The organism is Paenibacillus albiflavus, from assembly GCF_004344915.1.
GTDB lineage: Bacteria > Bacillota > Bacilli > Paenibacillales > NBRC-103111 > Paenibacillus_AM > Paenibacillus_AM albiflavus.
Map to the genome: position 1 here is coordinate 1 of NZ_SKFG01000015.1, position 21,179 is coordinate 21,179.

The following is a 21,179-nucleotide window of genomic DNA, read 5'->3' on the forward strand; positions in this document are numbered from 1 at the left end:
AAACTGTAACTCCCCAACAGGCAGACCTCTCCATCACAAATACTGTGGATAACGCAATACCGAATGTTGGAGACACTATAACTTTCACCGTCACTGTTACAAATAATGGGCCTGATAGTGCAACAGGTGTGGAAGTAAGAGATTTGCTGCCAACCGATCTCAAATTTGTTTCTGCAACGCCAAGTCATGGAACCTACAACTCCACTACAGGAGTTTGGGCTGTCGGAACAGTCACAAAAGCTTCGTCTGCAACTCTCACACTCCAAGTGATGGTTGTCTCACCGGCTGCACAAACAAACACAGCGACTATATCGCATGCTGACCAGTTTGACCCAAACACAGGCAACAATACGTCATCGGCAACTGTAACTCCCCAAACAACCTATACTGTCACCTTTGACTCCCGGGGTGGTAGTTCTGTATCAAAGATAAGCGGTGTTACTTCAGGCTCCACAATAACCGCACCTGTTGCACCTACATTATCAGGCTATACATTTGTTGGCTGGTATAAGGAATCATCATATACTAACGCGTGGAATTTCAGCAGAGATACTGTATCCGGTAACTTAACCCTATTTGCTAAGTGGATGAACAATAGTGACGACAGTAGCGGTGGCGACAGTGGCGGTAGCAGTAACAGTAGCAAAAATTCCCCTGTCACATCGACAAACTATGCGGTTATATCAGGAACCGGCATATCGGGGGCCACCCTACCTATTATTACAAATATGGATACCAGCAGCGCATCGGTAGACCTGGGAACTTTGGCAAAATATATGTCCAATGGTGGAAAAACAATTGTTATCTCCATGCCTGCCATCCCTGGTGTGAATGCCTATACCCTGGGGATTCCCGTTGATTACCTGTCCACGCCAGATAGTAAAGGTACTTTGGTCTTCAATACCAATGCAGGAACGATAACCCTTCCTGCGGATATGTTGGCAGTTATTTTGGGCTTAGAAGGACAGAAAGCTGAAATTACCATTGGACGGGGCGATAAATCAGGTATGCCTGACAACGTAATAACAGCCATAGGTGATAGGCCACTGATCCAATTGGCAGTGAATATAGGCGGAAAGCAGATTGAGTGGAATAATCCCAATGCACCGGTCATTATATCCATACCCTATACACCTATAGCGGCCGAGCTAATAAATCCCGATAGCATTGTTATCTGGTACATCGACGGCAGCGGCAAAGCGGTCTTCGTACCAAGCGGACGTTATGACCCAGTCACAGGAACCGTGACCTTTGCCACCACCCATTTCAGCTACTACGCTGTAAGCTACAATCAAGTTAGCTTTAAGGATGTGGCGGCAGGCACGTGGTTTGGCAAAGCGGTTTCCTTTATAGCCGCAAGGGAAATTACCACAGGTACAGGCAACGGGAATTACAGCCCTGATACAAAACTAATCCGTGGAGATTTCCTTGTAATGCTGATGAAATCATATAATATAGCTGCGGATACTAATCCGGCGGATAATTTCTCCGACGCAGGCAATACTTACTATACCGGCTATCTTGCAGCGGCAATGCGGCTCGGCATATCCTCAGGTGTGGGTAACAATATGTTCGCACCAGAAAAGGAAATCACACGCCAGGAATTGTTTACCCTGCTCTATAATGCCTTGAATGTCATCGAAAAACTGCCGCAAGGTAATTCCGGCAAGACACTCTCTGATATCACCGACGCCGGTCTGATCGACTCCTGGGCGAAAGAAGCCATCACGCTGCTGGTCGAAACGGGAAGCATCGTCGGCAACGCCGGAATGCTCACCCCAACAGCCACGACTACAAGGGCAGAAATGGCGCAGGTGCTTTACAATTTGCTAGCGAAGTAAAGCATGTAACGCTTTAAAAATCAGGCTGCGAGCTTTTTGACTCGCAGCCTGTCTTATATACAATAAAGCGTAAATCGAGAGTGTCAAGACACGCCACATAGGCAAAATTGTTGGTTTGACAAAGTGAAAATTATCTTTTAATATACCCATATGGGTATACAGCACACACTTTCACATACCCCATACGGTATTTTGTGATTTTAATCTCATATTGTTTCAATCAATTATCGAATGGAGGAACTTAATATGAATAAGAAGATTGTTATTGTAGGTGGAGTTGCAGGAGGCGCAACTGCAGCGGCACGGTTAAGACGTTTGGACGAAACATCTCACATTGTTTTGTTTGAAAGGGGGGAGCATATATCTTTTGCTAACTGCGGCTTGCCTTATTATATTGGTGGAGTCATCCAGAATCGTGAAGCACTACTCGTACAAACTGTAGAAGGTATGTCCAAAAAATTCAATCTGGATATTCGCAATCGAAGCGAAGTAACAGCGATTGATCGTGAACGGAAAGTAATCCGTGTCCACAATCTAAATACCGATGAGACTTATGAAGAGAACTATGATGTCTTGATTCTATCTCCTGGTGCCAAACCAATGAGACCCCCGATCCCAGGGATTGAGGAAGCAGAGAGCTTATTTACACTGCGGAATATTCCAGATACCGATCGGATTAAGAATTACGTAGACCATAACAGCCCTAAATCGGCCGTCGTTATTGGTGGTGGATTTATTGGCGTCGAAATGGCCGAGAATCTGCACGAGCGCGGAATGCAGGTTTCGCTCATTGAATTAGGTAATCAGGTCATGGCTCCATTGGATTATGAGATGGCATCGATGATTCATCAGCATATGGCTGATAAAGGCATGAATCTTATTTTGGAAGATGGTGTCCATCACTTTGAAGCCCAAGGCAAGAAAGTGGTATTAAACAGTGGACAAACCATTGATGCGGATATGGTAATTCTTGCGATCGGTGTTCAGCCGGAGAATAGCTTAGCAAAGGATGCAGGATTGGAGCTTGGAATACGCGGTACGATCAAAGTAAATGATGAACTTCAAACGGCAGATCCAAGTATATATGCGATTGGTGACGCGATTGAAGTAACCGACTTCATCAATGGGCAGCCGACCATGATTCCGCTCGCTTGGCCTGCAAACCGTCAAGGGCGCATCGTCGCGGATCATATCTATGGCCGCCAAGTGCGTTATCCAGGCACGCTTGGCACATCGATTGCAAAGATTTTCGACCTTACCGTTGCGGCAACAGGGAATAACGAGAAAACATTACGCCGACTAGGTATGGAGTACAACGCCATACACATTCATCCCAATTCCCATGCGGGGTACTATCCAGGAGCTACGCCTATCTCCTTAAAATTAATTTTTGATCCGAAGAATGGTCGCATTCTGGGGGCGCAAGCTGTAGGACGAGATGGTGTAGATAAACGAATTGATGTGATTGCGACTGCGATTAAAGGTGGATTAACCGTCCTGGATCTACCCGACCTAGAGTTGAGCTACGCACCTCCATACTCTTCTGCTAAAGATCCTGTGAATATGGCAGGGTACGTTGCATCCAATATCGTGGAAGGCGATACCGAAATTGTGCAATGGCACGAGATCGATGAGATCATAGCCCAGGGTGGACTATTAGTTGATGTTCGTGAACCGATTGAACGTGAAATGGGCATCATTCCAGGTTCGATCAATATCCCACTTGGAGAACTCCGTGATCGGGTCGATGAATTGCCGAAAGATAAGCCGGTATACGTTTCTTGTCAGGTAGGCTTGCGTGGCTATCTGGCAACACGTATCCTGCAGCAGCATGGAATCCGAGCGATCAATGTCGATGGAGGCTATAAGACGTATTCAAGTGTACATTGGAAAATGTTGAAGATGGATGATGCGCCCATCTCGGACAGCGGAACTAGCGAAGCTAATGTGACCCAAGCAGTCAAAGTTTCACCAAGTCATGAGCCCCTAAGCATTCAAGTCGATGCTTGTGGTCTGCAATGTCCTGGCCCGATTATGAAAGTAGCCGAGAATATGAATCGGATGAAGATTGGAGATGTTCTTGAGATCAAAGCCACTGATCCTGGCTTTAGCAAAGACATTCAAGCATGGTGTAAGAAAACAGGCAATACGCTGCAATCCTCAACCTTCGAGAATAACGCGGCGGTTGTACAGATTCAAAAGGGATCTACAGAAGCCGTAATAGGCGAATGTTCAATCTCTAGCACCACTGCTAAAGACGGAGCGACATTCGTTGTCTTCAGCGGTGAGCTTGATAAGGCGATGGCATCCTTTATTATTGCTTGTGGTGCAGCAGCAATGGGTAAAGAAGTGACGATGTTCTTTACCTTCTGGGGATTAAATATTCTTAGACGAGAAGAAGCACCCTCTGTCGATAAAGACCTTATGGAGAAAATGTTCGGAATGATGATGCCTAAAGGAGCAAACGCATTACCGTTATCCAACATGAACATGATGGGCATGGGCACGAAAATGATGAAAAACGTAATGAAACAGAAGAACGTTGATGACATTCATACTTTAATCGAGAATGCTCGTGCAGCTGGAGTTCATTTTGTCGCTTGCGCCATGAGCATGGATGTTATGGGCATCAAGCCTGAGGAATTAATTGATGGAGTAGAAATCGCAGGTGTAGCTACCTATTTAGGTAAGACGGACGATTCTAATCTGAATCTATTCATCTAATCGAATCAGGTAACTATAAACCTACAGTACTTCAAATAAATGAGCACCCGAACCTTCTTAGGTAATCGGGTGCTTCATCTTTTCTATTATGTTAGAACAGTCTTCCGTCTTGCTCTGCAATGAGTGTGCAACGAAATATCACTACGTTTCTTATTGGGTTTGTAGCCGCTATATTTCATGCCCCCATCCTATCCGTATGCTTTAGTACGAATCTTTTCTCAAGCAAAAAATTATCATCTAGGCATTTGAACAGGCTAAATTTCTAGATACCCATACAATAGGAAAAGAATAGGGCAAATGATATGTATCCGCCCAATTATATGAAATTGAGGTGAAGTTCTTTGGATTGGAATCAAAACAGAGGAACTTACCATGCATTTATCAGCCTTGGAGCAACGTGCCAGACTGCGCATCAATTAAGTAGATTAAAACTTCGCAAATTTAGTGGCCCACTTGATTGGTTTATTTCCTTTCCTTCCTCGAAAATTTCACACCTTGTCAAGACAAAGTTCAAAGGATTTATGGAATTAAATAATTTGCGTCTTATAAACATAGTCGATCATCATTATGTTTTACGTGATATGGAACACCATGTAGATTCGTATCATGATTTCCCCGTTCCTTATAATCCTAACCAGCTGTACCCTCAGTTTAAAGAGCAAATGGACCGTAGGATATCCAGATTTTTAAAAACAATAAAAACCGGCCCTGTCTGTTTCTTGCGTACACAAACTTCAAGCTCGGAGGCGCAGCTCCTGGAACAAGCTTTATATGGCATTTCGCACAAAGATTTCAGGATACTCATAGTTAATTTCCATAATCAATCGGGAAAGGGCGTCATTTATGACGATTGGGGACTACAGCGCGTTTCTTCTGTAACAATTCCATCAGGCAAGGATTGGAGAGGCTCAGACCATCATTGGGATCTCATTATGGAAGGGTTCTTTCTTAATTCATGACTTTCCAGTTCAACCCCTCACTAGAAATGGCTACTTGTCTGTATTTTTGACACCTACAGCAAACTTTGAAACAGTCTTTTCAAGTTCTTCCGCCATTTTATTAAGCCTCAAAACGGTATGAAGGATATCTTGATTGTAGTTTTCTTGTTCAATTGTTCGGTCGACCACACTTTCTGTTGCCTTTGCGGCCTTATTTGCAAGCATCGTCGTTTCCATTACTCCTGCTGTGATTTCCTCCGAGAATGCTGACATTTCTTCTGAAGTTACAGAAACTTGTTTCGTATGAGATACTACGCCTTGAATAGAATGAAGAATACTTTCAAATGATTTTCCGGCTTCTTCAACAGCTTGAATACCGTCTTCTACATTTTCTGTTACAACATTCATTGCTTGTACTGTTAGACTCGTATCCACATTTATTTTAGAAATCAAATCCGATATGCTATTAGCTGATGTTTCCGATTGATCAGATAGCTTTCTAACTTCCTCAGCTACTACAGCAAAGCCCTTTCCAGATTCACCAGCTCTCGCTGCTTCAATCGCAGCATTTAATGCAAGTAGATTCGTTTGTGAAGCAATGTCACGAATGATATTTATAATAAGTGAAGCTTCGTTTGATTGATTCTCGAGTTTTTTTATTGCATTTGCCGATAATTGAACAGATTGATGAATAACATTCATTTGATGAATCACTTTTTCAATGCTACTATTTCCAAGCTCTACATATTGTAAGCTAGTTGATGATAATTGAGATACATTTGAAGAAGCTTCAGCAATTTGTTGAATGCCCTCTGACATTTGCTCTAATGTAGCAGAGCTTTCCTCCGAGCTTTTATACTGTGCATGAGCACCTGCCGATACTTCCTGAATGGACACAGAAATATGGCTAATCGCTTCACTTGCCTTCTCACTACTTTTTGCCACTGAATTGGTCGTGTCAATTAACTGCTTGGACCCAACATTGATTCCGAGTATGATATTTTGTAAATCCAGTATCATCTGTTGAAATGCATGTGTTAAAAGTCCAATTTCATCTTTTCGACCTGTTTCTATCACAACAGTTAAATCACCATTACCAACTTTTTTCACTTGTGATGTTAATTTTCGTATAGGTTTCGTTAAATAATCTGTGAAGAAATAAACAATGCAGATTCCCACTATTAAGACTATCAATGTTATAGCAATAATTTTCATTTGATTGGCATCCATGTGTGCATAAACATCTGTGGCATCCAAATCTGCCCCCACAAATCCAATCACTTCTCCCGCATTATTTTTTATCGGAGCATAAATTGCTAATACAGCACCATATTGTGCATCATTCGATAACTGAAATTGTATTTTCCCTGTTTCAAATACTTGTTTCATTAGAGGATAGGATTCAGGCGATTCCTCTTTAACACCAATCTTTGAATCCTCACTTGGCGTACTATCTACCATATAGTAGTATTCGTAGTCTTCACCATTCTTCACACGAGACATCGTATACAAACTTGATACCTTATAAAACTTTTTAACAGAGCTTAGTTCTTTTTGTAATTCTTGATAATATCCTTCCTTTTTAGCACCAATTTCTAAAATTTGATAACCTTTATCATCTATCTTAGAGATTACATGATCAATCATAGCTAAATTTTGCTGACCAACTACCTCTTTCACTAGATCTAATGATGAACGGTAAATAAAAAAGCTAATTAGAAAACACGAAATAACAAGTAGAATTGAAAAAACCATTAACATTTTAATCTTTAAGCTACTTCTCATGATGAACTCCCTTGTGATGTTTTAATAATCCAGAAATCAGATTTAGTTGAATAGAATCCTTATTCGACATCTTCTAACGAAATCCTACAAAAAATAACAAATTTATCTCAAATGATGAATAACCATTAATGGAGTATCTCGAATAAAACGAGGGGCGTAATAGCTAACCATTTGTTCTCGAAGTTAGTAAGTCTACTAGCCGTCTACAATTTCAGGAATAACAAAAACCCAGTCCTTATCGGGACTGGGTTTCCAAAATGGAGGCGAGGGGAGTCGAACAATCCATCTCGCGCAACCGCACCGTTGCTGCGATTATCATGAGCCCTGCAAACCTGCATAAAACATCAGATAGTCTTCCGTATTCGCCTTCCAATAATACTTGTCATGCCCGCCAGACGATGCTCGAAACTTCACGTCGACCCCCTTGTTCTTCAGTTTCTCGTACAGCTGATTCGTGGAGTCTATGACATGCTTCATATCATGATCGCCGTAATCCACATACAACCGTAGTGGCTTCAGATCGACTTCGTCGACAAGAAATAACGGATCTGTGCGTTTGCGCATGTCCTCGTCCTTAAATAGCCAATTCAGTTTATCCGTCGAATCCATGAACATGGCCGGACTATGGCCGCCTGCTTTGCTGAATAGATCCTGATGCGTAAAGGCAAGGAAGAGCGCAGTGAACCCGCCCATAGAGACCCCGCCGATGTAGCGGCCATCTTTTGATTCTATCGTGCTGTAACGGGCATCGATATAACCGATCAGTTCTCTAGTCAAATAATCTTCATAACGCCCGTATTGCCTTCCTGCCTTTGAATACGTCTCTTCCGAATAATTTATGCCATAGCTGTTATTGTAATTGGGCATGACGATAATAAGCGGATTTATTTTCTTGTCCCTGATTAATGCGGTAGCCTTGTTCGACACATCCATGTCCTTGATCCACGTATTCTCGTTTCCTTCCCGTCCATGCAGCAGGTAGAGCACGGGGTAGCGTTTTTCGGTAGAGTAGCCTTCGGGCAAATAGACATTTACGTTCATATCCTTCTTTAACGCATCGCTGTGCAAGGATATTTTGTCGGTATGGGCCTTCATGACTTCTGCTCCTCCCGTTTCTTTTGCAGGAACGGAAAGCGTACAGCCGGAAACCGCGAATGATATAAAGAACGATAGAACTAGAACGAAAACTAATTTTCTAGCAATAACCAACATAATTACAATCTCCTAACAAGTCCGCTTATCCAGACTCATACCTTCAACTTATCTTTTAGAAAAAGTAAATTATTGAATACTAGATATGACCTTTATTTACAGTAAGATTACCATATCATGAAAAAATAGCCAACCATAAAACTGAACATAACAATAGCCCGGACCGCATGAGGTCGGGCTTTTCATGGTGGAGGCGAACCGTCGCTGTGCAAAGCCACAATTTGCCGTGCTGATTCGTATGTTTTTTAATAGCATCTCAATTGCTGTCTCAAACGACTATAATATTCACAGAAGCTTTACCCATACATCTTCTAGCCATGCAAGCCTCCTGTTAAACGAGGGCTATGACGATGGGGTCCTACCGGGACTTGGATTAGGCTGGTTAATCCTTGGGAAGTCATCTTGTAGATCTCATCACATAATCGGGCATCAAATCCGAGGAGCGGATGTCCCCCTAACCCGATAGATGATGCTGCTAACAGTAAACGCTGTACAAGCATCCCTGCTTCCATCTGTTGGATGCGGTATCCCCTATACCCCATCGTTGTTGTAAGGTGATCCTTGTACCCTGCTATATGAAAGCATAGCGGTACTTGGAACAGGTTCACATTATCGGAAGACATTCCTTGCTGCAGTTGAAGCCGATGATCCCCACGACGTATTAATCGTAACGCATGAGCAGCGCTGTCATAATGGTAAGCACCTTCTGGAATACCATCAACGTTATACAGACATACGTACAGTGAGACGCGGGAAACAGAGTTCGCATGATCTCCATCTAAATCATTCCAATACCTGAAGGAAGCCGTGGCCTCCTGTAACAGTAAGGCCAACTGCTCTTGGCTTACCTTCCTCATTATAAAATCACTGTCCGGCGAATACCGCTTTCGGCTCACTGACGCCAGATCATACACCAACCGCTTCACGTGGGGCAGAGTTAGCACTGAATCCTCGCAGTGAACGATCTTCTCTTCCCTAATTCGCGGTATCGACTGAAGTGATTCGCATATGGAAGCCTCGTTCATTCTGATTAGCATCGGAAATTCCCTGACCCTCCGGGACCGGACGTAATGGTCATGATGAACCGTTGGCAACTCCAGGCATAATTCAGTAGCCGAGACAACCTCCTCTCCCTCGTTCCAATTGGCAAAACATGAAATCCCAGACTCCATCGACAGCGGAATCACCGCATACACGCTTTCCTCTTGTTCGGATACCCCGAGAAGATGATTCACAGCTCGATCAAGAAACTGGAAGTACACCCCCGATGCAAAGCCAAACCGTTTGGCCACTTCCAAAAGCTGCCCGATCAGCGCTCCCGCATCAAGTCCTTGCAGGCGGTAGGAAAAGTTATTGTATTTAAAAAAGTTTTTCCAAAACATGCTCGATACAAATACGGCACCAAAGCATGCTGACACGTCACAGCGATAACCAAGTGCCCTTACTAAGTAGGAATCGAAGTCACCTTCTCGCAGCAAAACCAAACGATGATGTGCCACATCATAATGATATACCCCTGCAGGCAAATCCTCTATTTTTAGATACACGTATAATTCATTGGGATATAACGCTCCCCCAGAGGGAGCAAACCGCCGATAAAGCTGCAACAGGCCCATGGTTTGCACCATGGAATTCGAGGCAAGGACTGACTGGGACAATTGAGTGAGCCCGAATACGTACCAGAGAAAATGACCCAATCGACGAAGGTCGGGCTTCACCGACGCTTCACTGCCTTCGAGCGTCAGCGGTACCTCTGGAGATAACGGAACCACGGGCAAACCGCGATAGAGCTTATATGCAAGCGGTCCGTCTTCCCAATCCACCACCAAGTCCGGCGGTTTGGTCTTATCAATGTCATAATGCAGATTATGCAGAAACTCTTCCAGACTCATCCTTGTCCCTCCTTATATGAACGATGGTAGTCAACCACGCCACATTTTTATATCTATGGAAATGGATGCGGATATGGATTGAGATCGTCTAGCTCAAGTGGCTCCTTCACGTACCCGAGTTCCGCAGGTATCCGGAGCACCCTCTCTAACCCTGCTAGGCGGGTAAAGTGATGTCCAAATGTCATCGGCAGCATCCCAGGGATCAGCACTTTCACGCAATGCAGTCCATTTCGATTAATTTCCGGCGCTGTTACATCTACCACAATCACATCGAGGTTGAGTCGGTGGAACGCATTAAGAATGTCTTTAAGGTCATCCGTTAAATCAGTATGCCTTGCCCCCCGCTCGAATTCCTCTTCAAACGTTCGCAAGGGGCGATTTTCATCCAGCAGAAATTGCAAGCGCTCCTGCGCTTGCGGCAATCCGTAAAGCAGTGAATGATCCTCCATCTGCTGCACCAGAGATGAATCATGGAGCATTCTAACATACGCCTCCCGGTTCGCATCCAATTTTTCGTCAAGCGACTGTACCATACCGGCTAGCTCGTGTACCGCACTTTTCACTGCCCGTACCGGGTCCGGATGAGCTCCAGCCGTACAGATGAGATTCACTCCTGTTTGCTTCCTGTTTTTCGCTACTCCCCATACACTTGGAATCCCATTCTCCATCGTGGAGTTAAAGAAATGCACATCAAACCCCGCCACTGTCTGTAAACGGTCGATCATCAATCGCAATTCTTGATCATTAACGGAGTTTAAGTCAAGGCGCGGGAGAGGCAGCTGAGCATACCAAGTCATCAGAAACGAATCCCGCTCCACTACTTCCAATATGCCGTAAAAAATAGCCTCCTCCAAACTTCCGCCTAACGCACACCCGTTGGAAGTTTCAAACACAAAGTTGTGCCCACAACCCATGCTGTAATAGGCGAGCTGCTCCGGAACTAAAATTGGACGCTCTTGTAAAAACGAATAGCCCCATACCCAATTGATCGGTTGATCAGGATTAAACCTTGTAAAAGGAGCGCCCGGCTGGGCATATTGTTCCTCCGTATGCACCCCTACTTTAACAGGATCAAGTGCTTGATCTTTCAGGTTGCGGAAGCTATCGTGGACTACCGTCCGTTTACTTCGGGGTGCCAAACCGCAGTACCGCTCTAGCCCCTCCAATATAGCGGTCAACTCACTCGTTGCATATGAATGAGTCCGTCCTGCAGTTCCCACATCCTCTGCGAACAACGGTAAATTCACACTCATATCGGCAAATGTTGACTTAAGGTTAACCATTTTTCCATTCAAAAAGCCGGTCCGGTAGTCCAGATAGTCTTTGGTCAAAAATTTACTCAATTCATCCACCCCGCGGCAGCGGTAACTGTCTGCGCTAATCTTAGGGCTTGGTTGCAGGGAAATATGGGCTGCTGTCGATGAATCATCAGGTAATTGACTACAAACCAGACACAACGGGTCAGGGAGAATGAGGTGAAGTGTGCTCTCCAGCGTTTTCAAGTTGATCAAATACACCTTCCCTGCCAATTGAACCGTCTTGCCTTGTAACACCCTTCGTGTCTCTTCTACCAGCAAGTGAGCGACCTGAAAAATTCCTGTACGAGACGCCCATGCATCACGTGGCATCCCCCCATGTGTTACCAACCTCTGCTTCAGCTCCCGCATCTCTTTGCGTTCACGTCCCGCCATGAGGCGCCGTGTGTCTGCACACTGGGAGCAACCTTGTGTGCCCGGACTAACCAACGGTCCGATCACGCCTTCGCCAAATTGAACGAATCCGCATAGCCAAGGTATGCCGGCTGGCTGCAGCACCTTTTCTGCTTTTTGATGAGCGTAAGGATGCCAAGCATCGTGCAACACCAGAACCAAATCCACCGTTTCAGGCACTCCTGCCTCGAAATCGATCTGACGAACGACCTCAAATTGGGCTGACAGTTCCCCATACACGCAGTCTGCCAACACCCCTTCTCCAATAATCACAATGATACCGCTCACCGGGATCCCTCCTCTCGCAGCACCACACCAAACACCCCTGCTATTTCCTCCTTCAAAAATGGTTCTACTGCCAAATCGAGGACAAAGAGCCTCTTACTGTTCCGATTCAAAACCTGCAAGGCGGACTGTAGAACCTCTGGTTGTGACGTTGCTTCACATGCAGGGATCTCGAGCCTTATTGGCACCTGTTCTTCCAGATGCAAAGATGAAAACTCCAACGCTTGCGTTTTGTGGCAATCCGGTTGGTTTTGTGCTGCTAGCAGAGCCTGTAGTAATGCCTTGCGTAAAGCCATTGTCACATTTAAGCCTACATTGCCATACCAACCATCCCTCGTACCGATCCATACCACAGGAAATCCGAACACTTCCTCTCCAATGGAGATCATCGGCTCTCCCTTCATTGTCGTCAATGCCTTCAAATAAAAAAGGCAATGTTTATCTTCTACCGTACCTAACTGTACTCGGGAGACAAAAGGCAACTGATACGCCTGCTGCGTGTCCAGTACTTCATCCAAACACCTTTGCAACCCTCGGCAAATACCTTCCGCAACCGTTTCGCCTGCTCCTATGCCAATAAACTCCTGCGTTTCTATCCTTCTGCCCTCTACTCCCTGATGGGAAGACAGCATAGAAACGAGCAGACGGGCCATTCTCGACACATATGCTTCAATCCCAACTAGCCCCGCTTCTCGCCGCGCCTCCTCATGCGTCAGATCGGTACAAATCATGTCCGGCAGCAGCCCAGCCGGTCCTTCCGATAGCGGATCGATTGCTTGAACGCGACACTGAGAGAGTGGTAGCTGCTTTAAATCCCCTTCCTCCCAAACATGAAGAATTCCTGATTCCGCCGATGTCAATCGGCTGAAGTAAGGAATCAATCCGTTCTCACTTGTGTTGGATCTCCGTTCAAGCTGAAGATCGATATCATCAATCCATTCAGGTATGCTAAGTCCAGTCACAAGCGGATGAGGCATGAAGGAATGCCACTTTCCTTCCAAAGTCTCCAGATCTAACAGATAAAATCGATTATTCTGTTCCGAATCGTTCGCTCCTGTTAACTTTTTGAATAATTCAAACACAATGACATTTGCCAACATCGCTCCCGCTGTGGAAGAAAAGGTGTGCAATTGCGGGTCTTTAGAAATCGCAGATTGGTGTATGCGACGCCATGCTGACTCCCAGCATCCCTGGGCATCCGGATGCACTAGCGGTCCCGCCAGACCCACTTGTTGCAAGCATACAGCAGAAAGAAACACCTTCTTCTCCTCCCTGCAAGCGGTATGAAGAGCTTGAAGTCCCTCGATATCGTCCTCCCGTGACACGAACAAAATCGAATCAAATGGCCTCACAGTCTCCCGCCAACAACACCCTTCCTCCTTCTGCAAGGTAACCTCCTCAACTGCCACCTCGGAATCTGTTTTACGGGCATGTACCGCCTTTTCTGCTATCCGTTGCCGATTAGTAGAATCCGAACCCGAGACGAGGAAATAAAACTTGGGTAACCCGGATTCAAGCAGCGCAGAAATTGCCGAGATCAGAAATGGACCAGAACCGACCACCAATACTTTGGCTTGACGATAAGACTGAAACCGATACGCACCCGAATCACCGAAATGATCCAAAAACTCAATTTGAGAAGCATACCTTTTGAGAACCTCTTCTGACAATTGATGTGGAGCATCATGGCTCACATCCCGAACAAAGCCGTTACGATACAAAACTTCTGCAATTTCGTATACCTGGTTCCGGTGTTGGTCCGGCAATCCGTCTGTCAAATCCCCCAATCTATACTCCCCATTGAATATCGGTATCAGCTTTTCAATCCACTGATCGATCGCCTCACCTTCCATGCGGAACGAGCTTGCATTGTTTCGAAAATACACACCGCTCAAATCAGGGAGAAAAAAAGTATCCCTTTTCACCTTTAGACGCATGGAAGGGTTTAAATTTGTCATTCTATACCTCCTCCGTTAGCTGTTCTCAATCTGCCTCAACACTTATCACTTCACAAATAATCTTATGTACAGCTATTTGTCCCTCATGTCTGTAACGTTTAAACTTCTGTCCTTTCGTTGCCAACACATAACACCCCCTAATTAGATTAGATTAACCTAGAGTTTTTCTAATATCGATTTAGGGGGTGAATTGATTCAGGTGCCTTACTTTTCTCATTAAGCAGCCTTATCGGCAACAAACACCTTATTGTCCTCCACGGTGACAGTTATGGCAGTTATGGCAGTTATGACAATTGAAGCAGTTGTGACAGTTACTACAATTATGGCAATTGGAGCAGTTGTGGCAATTGGAGCAGTTGAAGCAATTGGAGCAGTTGAAGCAACGGAAGCAATTAAAACAAGAAAAGAAGCATAGACGAGCTGATTCTTCGTTTTGACCGTTCCAAGGAGTCGCCTCACTCGCCTTAATTTGGGAAACATTCAATTTCGCTAAATCATTTTGAAATTCATTCATACTCTTACCTCCATTTTTTATTAATTGTTTTGCTGGCAGCAATAACTGCAAGAAATATAAGCTAAGTATGAAATTTACTTTTAGACTTTCTTATATTTCAAGAACCAACTGCCCCTGTGAGATCTGCCAATTCTAATACTCAATGACAACATATGAATCGGACTCCGCTCTTGTTACTGATCTAAATGCCTATAGTTTGTTTTTCTTCGTATGACATACAATTTTCAAAAAAAATATAAACTTCTGTCACCAATATAGCCCGATCGGGTGGTCCTATCTTTCCTAGAAGCACGGTACAATTGTTGACGCAACTGCAAACCATAATAAAGGAGAGTCACCTTTGATTCGTTCCAAATTTGCAATTCTCTTTCGATTCTAACAGCGGTAGCCTTTCTAACTGTTGCTGTTAGCGGCTGTTCGTCAGAGGCTAGCCCCGCCAAACAGAAAATTGAACTAACGGAAACAAAAATCCCTAGCCAGGAGCAGGGTATCGAGCTTTACGTACGGCATAAAACGGCAACCGATAACGGTAAAACGTTACAACCAAACAAAGTAGTACTGTTTCTTGAACCTTTCAGCGTGCCTACAGCGGAAGCGTTCGATGTTCCGGAATACTCTTGGATGGATGATTTTTCATCAAAAGGATACGACACTTGGGCCATGGATTTCCGCGGCTATGGCCACTCTACTAGACCGGCAGCCATGCAGCAGCCTCCACAGTCAAATAAACCGGTCGTCCGTGCGACTGATGGGGTGAAAGATCTGGCCGCAGTTGTAGAATACATTTGCCAGCAGCGTAAGGTAGATAAAATTAGCATTGTAGGTTGGTCGTGGGGCGCAGTCGTCGGCGGTATGTATACCGCGCAAAATCCGGACCGCGTAGAAAAGCTTGTCCTGTACGGCGCGATGCACGGTTTTGAACTGCCATCCATGGCCAAAACATACGAAGCGCCGGACAAGCCGGGAGTCATTAACGCGGCAATGCCTGCGTATCAAATAATCGATTGGGAGAAGGCGATCCATCATTGGCATATGATGCTGAACGGAAAAGATCTGGTCGAGCCGAAAGCATGGGAAGCGGTCAAGCAAGTATTTAACGCCAGCGATCCTGCGAGCAGCTCACGCGACAATCATGCGGTACAGCGTCCTATGGGGCCGCTAGTCGACTTGTATGAGATTTGGAGCAACAGGGCAATTTTCGACGCTGGAGCAATCCAAGCCCCTGTTCTTATTATTAGGGGAGATTTGGACATCTTTGCGGATCCCGGCTTAATCAATAAGCTGACGAAGGCAAAGAATAAAAAGGAAGTCGTGATTAAGGATGCCACCCATTGGGCGCTCTATGAAAAGCATCGTGACGAGCTGATCGAACAAACGGATACCTTCCTGCAAGGCAAATAGTCACAAGTGCTGCATCTATCAGACCTAAGAAACGTAAAAATCCACAACCTCAATCGGTTGTGGAATTCACCGTAGTATGATGATTCGGATGTTTGGGGAGGTGCCTCAAACAGCATCTTAAGCAACGTCTGTCATCTAAGAAATTGGGTCAGAACGCAGGCGCGCTCTAACCCAATATGATTTCTGCAGCTCTACTCTATCACTAGTATTCTAGGGGCTGTTTTGGCAATCACTCTCGTTGATAACCATGAACCAAACACCGCGGATACGATACTGATGAAGGCAATAGGAAGAATACCGCCCCAGTGCATAACAAGGGGGAGTTTTACAATCCCATAGTCGGCCAGGATTTGTTCCAGTATGATCGGCAGGATATATATTCCGGCACAAATGCCGATGATCGCCCCGATGACGGATAAAGCCGCGATTCCCATGGCTACCGACATTCGGATTCGATTTGCGGTCATGCCAATCGATTTATAAATGCCATAGGTTTTGCTCTCTTTTCTAATATTGATACGGCAAGTGCTATAGATGATGATGCAAGTGACCACAATAAATATCAAGTCCATGATACTCATCGGCAAAATAAGCATCCCAACTGCCTCCGTAAATACGGAATCGATTAACGTTTTCTGTGTCACTGCGGAGAGAGCTTCCTTATATTGCTCATTGATCTCGCGTACGACTTGATCGGATTGGGTGCTATCATGCAAATTGACAAAACACACTTCATCATTGCTGTTCCCGAAGTTTTCCCCTGAGATCACATCGGCTGTTATCCTTGCGGAATAAGACATGTTAGCGATGGATTGATAAATCCCCGTAACCATAAGGGAATGCTTCTTCCCATTGATGTATACTTCCATGACATCCCCAATGTCTTTATTCAGCTTCTTGGAAATATTAACTCCAATGGCTATCTCGTTTTTGTGTTGAGGGTTGGTACCTTTGAATACAGAAAATCCCGCCTGATCATAACTCCCGCCAGCGACGCTTATATATACATTCATGGATGGTGCGTCTGCCGTTCCAGAGTCCTCGGATTTTTCTGAGGCAATCACTCCTGAAATATATTTATACCATCCGAAGTTTTTGATTCTAGGGTCGGACCGCATGTCTTTTTCAAATTGATTGTGCGAAAAAGCTGATTCATTAAAGATGGTTACAGCGATATTTGAATTATCATATCCCCATAAGGACGCCGTCTTCGGTATGGCAATGATGCTATATAATAGGACAAATCCGAATACAAGGACAGCTGACGTAATCGTTGTAAGAACGAGCATTAAGAGAGAAGATTTTACATTTTTCAGAACATTACGAAACCCAATGGTGAGCATTACTGGAAAACGATCGAATCCAAGCTGGTGCGTTCCATCAGTACTTAAACGTCTTGTCCGCTTGCTGTTATCCATTTCAGACATGCCATATCGGATCGCTTGCACAGGCTGTACGGAACGGGCTTTATTGGCATAAATCAACACGCATAAAATGACAAGTAAAAATACGGATATTCCCACTACTATAGCCATAACATTGCCTTGCATCGCCAGATTTGAACGGCTTGTTTTCAAAGATGAAAGGGAACTCTCCACAATGATTTTGGATAAAAAATGACTGGAAGTTAGTCCGGGAATAATGCCGACGATCGAAAGCAAAGCATATTGAGACATGTAAGTAGCGATAATTCCAGCCGAAGATAGGCCACAGCTTTTCAATATGCCAATCGTTCGATAGTTAGCCAATATCGCGTCAGAAATTGTGAACCCAATCGTGAATAGCGCCACAAGCAGCATGACAACTCCAAGAAAAATCATTACGAATCCGATCATTTTATTCATAATCAAATAAAATGAAAATATCGATTCGAAACTGTCCTTAGATTCAAGGTTTGGGGTTCCGAACTTCTGCTCGAAGAGTTTCCAATACTGTGTATTTGCGTCGTAATCTGCGAACCGAAGCCCCATCATATACATGTCTTTTCCTTGCATGGACTGAAACTGCTTTTCATAATCCTGCGAGTTCATCCAAATGCGGGCATTTGTTGTAAACGGAGCACCATAAGGAATATCCACGACTACGCCCGCTACCTTTAACTCAAATATACCCTGGCCTGTTTTAAAGCTAACTTTATCACCAACATTAATTCCGTTGGAATAAGAGAGTGAAGTGGGTATCCATACGGTTCCGGCTTCAGGAGTGCTTCTTTCTTCTCCTTGAGCCCAGACCAGCTTATCAACCTTAAAGGGAAGTTTCGGCGTATCCATCATATACAAGGTTTTATTGATTTCTTTTCCTTGATGAATAATTCCGGATAAATTTCGATAGGGCATCAGTTCGGACGCCGTAACACCTTGCTGCTCGTCCCACCATTGCTTAAACTGTTTCGGATCATGCAGGCCACGTTCTAAAGTTAAAATTTGATGGGAACCGTTCGTTTTGTTATGCATGTCCGTAAATAAATTTTGCGTATTTGAGATCACAATCACGGATGTCGACAACATCAGCGCAGATAACAAAATGAGCAATGTTGTAAGCCCGTTTTGCAGCTTCTTCGTTCTTACGTTAGATCGGAAAAGAGTCCAGACCGCATTCATCACAGTCACTCCTTCCCTGACACATAAGCAAATATGATTTTTTCTCTGTCCTGAATGTCCTCATTGCCAGGCTCATATTTATCAAATTCCAGAATGCCGCCAACTTTGCCGTCCTGGATGAAAATGAGCCGATCCGCCCGGCAAGCCGCTTTGATATCATGCGTAACCATGACAACCGATTGCCCTTGACGATTCATCTCCGTTAAAATATCCAATATCGCGACGCCTTGGTCATAATTCAAACTGCCTGTCGGTTCATCGGCAAAAATGACCTCCGGAGAGTTAATGAGCGCCCTTGCAATAGCCGCCCGCTGCTGCTGTCCCCCCGAAGCTTGCGCCGGCAAGCGTTGGCCCAGGCTCCCAATCTGCACCGCTTCCATCAGCGAAAGCGCCTTATTCTTCACTTCATTTTTCTTATTACCGGTGATATAGCCGGGTAATGCGATGTTTTCCAAAAAAGTGAGATCTGGCACCAAATGAATCCCCTGATAAATAAATCCGATTTTCCGTGCCCTAAAATCCGCCATTTTCTTTTCGCTATAGGTATCGATGCGCTGCTCTCGATAATACACCTCTCCAGCCGTCACGCTATCCAGTCCACTCAGAAGATACATCAAGGTAGATTTTCCTGAGCCGGAATTCCCCATAATGACCGTAAAATCTCCTTGGTAAATTTCGATATCCACATTACGAATGGCATGATATTGCTCGCTGCTGGTAGAGTACGTTTTACATAGGTTTGCTGCATGAATTATCGTTTTTTTATCTGTCATCTATTCAAGCCCTCCTGCAATTTCAGTATATTTGTCATTGTAAAGGGCATTTCTTGCATGCTGCTTATCAGATTATTAATAAAGTATTACAAGCGGAGAATCAGCATAATGGAATGGAAAAATAAAAGGTTGTTCCTTGCCCCGGGGTGCTTTTAAAGGAAATCGAACCTTTATGCGCTTCAATAATATATTTGCATATGGACAAGCCCAACCCCGAACCCTCATTTTTGGCTTTAGCAGCCCCACCGCCAGCATGCCCTTTAAAATAACGTTCAAAAATAAACGGCATGTCCTGTGGAAGAATTCCTTTTCCCGTATCTGAGATTGTGATGATGAGCCGCTCCAGCTCCTGTTCAATGCTAATTCGGATGGAATCTCCCGGGGATGTATGCTTCAAGGCATTCGCAATGAGATTGGAAATAACCTGCTCCAGCCGGTTCGCGTCCACGTTGATGAGCACATTGGGAATCTCTGCGGGTTCGATAAAGATAATACCTGACGTACGAACGTTGTGACCCATCGGCTTAAGGATTTGCAGCAGGATCTCTTTACTGTATTGCTCTGTCCTATGGACTGAAATTTGCCCTAATTCTTTTAATGCATGCAAGAGCAGGTCGTCCAAAAGCACGGTCATTTTATGCGTATTGGTCTGCATCACTTGAATATATTCCATTACCGATTCCATATCGGGACAAATGCCTGCACGTATGGCCTCAAGGTATGCATTGATCGTAGTCAAAGGGGTCTTGAGTTCATGGGATAAATTCGACACCAGCTCTTTCTGGGCCTTATCTTGCTCATCTCTTCGTTTGTTAAGATGTATGATTTCCAGCCTCATTTGCTCGAACATGGCGTAAACTTCCCCGATTTCGTCCATACGGCCATACTCCGCTTTGTGCTCGTAATCTCCCTTTAGAATCGCTTCTGAATAATATTTTAATTTTTGAATGGGCCGGATGGTGTCGTTGTTGATTTTCCTTCTAAGGAACCACAATAAAATGAATACCAACAGTAAACATGTCACCATCAGGAGGAGAGTAAAAAGGAGAGCATGATGTGATTGTTTTGGGATGACAAGTGCTGCTGGCAATGTAAAAATGGCGTTTCCAATTTGAGTTTGTGTTTCTGGGTTGATGACTGGAAAAGCAATTTTGAAAAGATCCTTATCTACCTTCGAATCATATAAATCATAATGAAGAGAAGTCCTTAAATCGATGGTTTGGACCTTCGTTTCAGGTGCGGAATTAAAAATAACTCTGCCATCCAACTGTGCAAACAGAAGGCGTGCACCGCTATTTTCACTCATCTTTAGCAAGTTTTGTTGTAATGTCGCATCCGTAGCGATCGTTTTATGATTTTCTTCAAGAAATAACATCATATCGTTGACCTTGATACGCACTTGATTAATGACATAGTTCGTCTGAACATTGTCTTCTTTCCCGATCCATATGATGTACGCTCCACAGCTGATCACGATGACAAGGCATAAGCATACGGCCCAAATCCACTTTTTTAACCAACGGCTTACATACATGGTAGTCCCCATC

At 44.5% G+C, this 21,179-nt stretch carries 13 protein-coding genes; 5 read left to right on the forward strand and 8 right to left on the reverse strand.

Translation table 11 applies throughout. From position 1 onward, the window contains the following. The 3 genes from E0485_RS15220 to E0485_RS15230 form a co-directional block, all read left to right on the forward strand. Positions 1–1,841, forward strand: a 1,841-nt coding sequence (locus E0485_RS15220) for an S-layer homology domain-containing protein (RefSeq protein WP_132418927.1), incomplete at its 5' end; no start/stop codon positions are given. A gap of 246 nt (positions 1,842–2,087) precedes the next feature. Further along, complete coding sequence (cdr, locus tag E0485_RS15225) at positions 2,088–4,565, forward strand: CoA-disulfide reductase (RefSeq protein WP_132418928.1); 2,478 nt, start codon at positions 2,088–2,090, stop codon at positions 4,563–4,565. A gap of 341 nt (positions 4,566–4,906) precedes the next feature. Continuing rightward, on the forward strand, positions 4,907–5,524 hold the full coding sequence (locus E0485_RS15230) for a DUF1796 family putative cysteine peptidase (RefSeq protein ID WP_132418929.1): 618 nt from the start codon (positions 4,907–4,909) through the stop codon (positions 5,522–5,524). Positions 5,525–5,554: 30 nt separating this feature from the next. Here the strand turns inward: E0485_RS15230 and E0485_RS15235 are convergent, their stop codons facing one another. The 5 genes from E0485_RS15235 to E0485_RS15255 all read right to left on the reverse strand — a co-directional run bounded on the left by E0485_RS15235 (position 5,555) and on the right by E0485_RS15255 (position 14,344). Next, entirely contained in the window at positions 5,555–7,288 is a 1,734-nt protein-coding gene (locus E0485_RS15235; protein ID WP_132418930.1) for a methyl-accepting chemotaxis protein, read from the reverse strand. Between the two features lie 315 nt (positions 7,289–7,603). Beyond that, complete coding sequence (locus E0485_RS15240) at positions 7,604–8,500, reverse strand: alpha/beta hydrolase (protein ID WP_132418931.1); 897 nt, start codon at positions 8,498–8,500, stop codon at positions 7,604–7,606. Positions 8,501–8,811: 311 nt separating this feature from the next. Continuing rightward, positions 8,812–10,392 (reverse strand): SagB family peptide dehydrogenase, encoded by a 1,581-nt coding sequence (locus E0485_RS15245; protein ID WP_132418932.1) that lies wholly within the window; start codon positions 10,390–10,392, stop codon positions 8,812–8,814. A gap of 53 nt (positions 10,393–10,445) precedes the next feature. Continuing rightward, entirely contained in the window at positions 10,446–12,389 is a 1,944-nt protein-coding gene (locus E0485_RS15250) for a TOMM precursor leader peptide-binding protein (RefSeq protein ID WP_132418933.1), read from the reverse strand. Then, positions 12,386–14,344 carry a putative thiazole-containing bacteriocin maturation protein gene (locus tag E0485_RS15255; RefSeq protein WP_132418934.1) on the reverse strand — a complete coding sequence of 653 codons (1,959 nt, stop codon included), beginning with the start codon at positions 14,342–14,344 and terminating at the stop codon, positions 12,386–12,388. Before E0485_RS15255 ends, E0485_RS15250 begins: the two co-directional genes overlap by 4 nt. A gap of 268 nt (positions 14,345–14,612) precedes the next feature. Between E0485_RS15255 and E0485_RS25165 the strand changes: the two genes are divergently transcribed. Together E0485_RS25165 and E0485_RS15260 are read left to right on the forward strand one after the other, a co-directional pair. Beyond that, positions 14,613–14,759 (forward strand): hypothetical protein, encoded by a 147-nt coding sequence (locus E0485_RS25165; RefSeq protein WP_165921200.1) that lies wholly within the window; start codon positions 14,613–14,615, stop codon positions 14,757–14,759. A gap of 720 nt (positions 14,760–15,479) precedes the next feature. Next, positions 15,480–16,259, forward strand: coding sequence for an alpha/beta hydrolase (locus E0485_RS15260; RefSeq protein ID WP_268957586.1), 780 nt, complete (start codon positions 15,480–15,482; stop codon positions 16,257–16,259). A 191-nt stretch (positions 16,260–16,450) separates the two neighbouring features. Here the strand turns inward: E0485_RS15260 and E0485_RS15265 are convergent, their stop codons facing one another. The 3 genes from E0485_RS15265 to E0485_RS15275 form a co-directional block, all read right to left on the reverse strand. Further along, positions 16,451–18,859, reverse strand: coding sequence for an ABC transporter permease (locus E0485_RS15265; RefSeq protein WP_132418936.1), 2,409 nt, complete (start codon positions 18,857–18,859; stop codon positions 16,451–16,453). A 5-nt stretch (positions 18,860–18,864) separates the two neighbouring features. Then, positions 18,865–19,632, reverse strand: coding sequence for an ABC transporter ATP-binding protein (locus E0485_RS15270; protein ID WP_132418937.1), 768 nt, complete (start codon positions 19,630–19,632; stop codon positions 18,865–18,867). Positions 19,633–19,732: 100 nt separating this feature from the next. After that, entirely contained in the window at positions 19,733–21,166 is a 1,434-nt protein-coding gene (locus E0485_RS15275) for a HAMP domain-containing sensor histidine kinase (protein WP_132418938.1), read from the reverse strand. Positions 21,167–21,179 lie beyond the last annotated feature (13 nt).

What these genes read in the sequence shown, in the direction of transcription:
- E0485_RS15260 (WP_268957586.1), top strand. Translation starts at nt 15,480, where the DNA reads ATGGATGATTTTTCATCAAAAGGATACGACACTTGGGCCATGGATTTC.
- E0485_RS15270 (WP_132418937.1), bottom strand. Translation starts at nt 19,632, where the DNA reads ATGACAGATAAAAAAACGATAATTCATGCAGCAAACCTATGTAAAACG.
- E0485_RS15245 (WP_132418932.1), bottom strand. Translation starts at nt 10,392, where the DNA reads ATGAGTCTGGAAGAGTTTCTGCATAATCTGCATTATGACATTGATAAG.
- cdr (WP_132418928.1), top strand. Translation starts at nt 2,088, where the DNA reads ATGAATAAGAAGATTGTTATTGTAGGTGGAGTTGCAGGAGGCGCAACT.
- E0485_RS15265 (WP_132418936.1), bottom strand. Translation starts at nt 18,859, where the DNA reads ATGAATGCGGTCTGGACTCTTTTCCGATCTAACGTAAGAACGAAGAAG.
- E0485_RS25165 (WP_165921200.1), top strand. Translation starts at nt 14,613, where the DNA reads ATGGCAGTTATGGCAGTTATGACAATTGAAGCAGTTGTGACAGTTACT.
- E0485_RS15235 (WP_132418930.1), bottom strand. Translation starts at nt 7,288, where the DNA reads ATGAGAAGTAGCTTAAAGATTAAAATGTTAATGGTTTTTTCAATTCTA.
- E0485_RS15275 (WP_132418938.1), bottom strand. Translation starts at nt 21,166, where the DNA reads ATGTATGTAAGCCGTTGGTTAAAAAAGTGGATTTGGGCCGTATGCTTA.
- E0485_RS15240 (WP_132418931.1), bottom strand. Translation starts at nt 8,500, where the DNA reads ATGTTGGTTATTGCTAGAAAATTAGTTTTCGTTCTAGTTCTATCGTTC.
- E0485_RS15255 (WP_132418934.1), bottom strand. Translation starts at nt 14,344, where the DNA reads ATGACAAATTTAAACCCTTCCATGCGTCTAAAGGTGAAAAGGGATACT.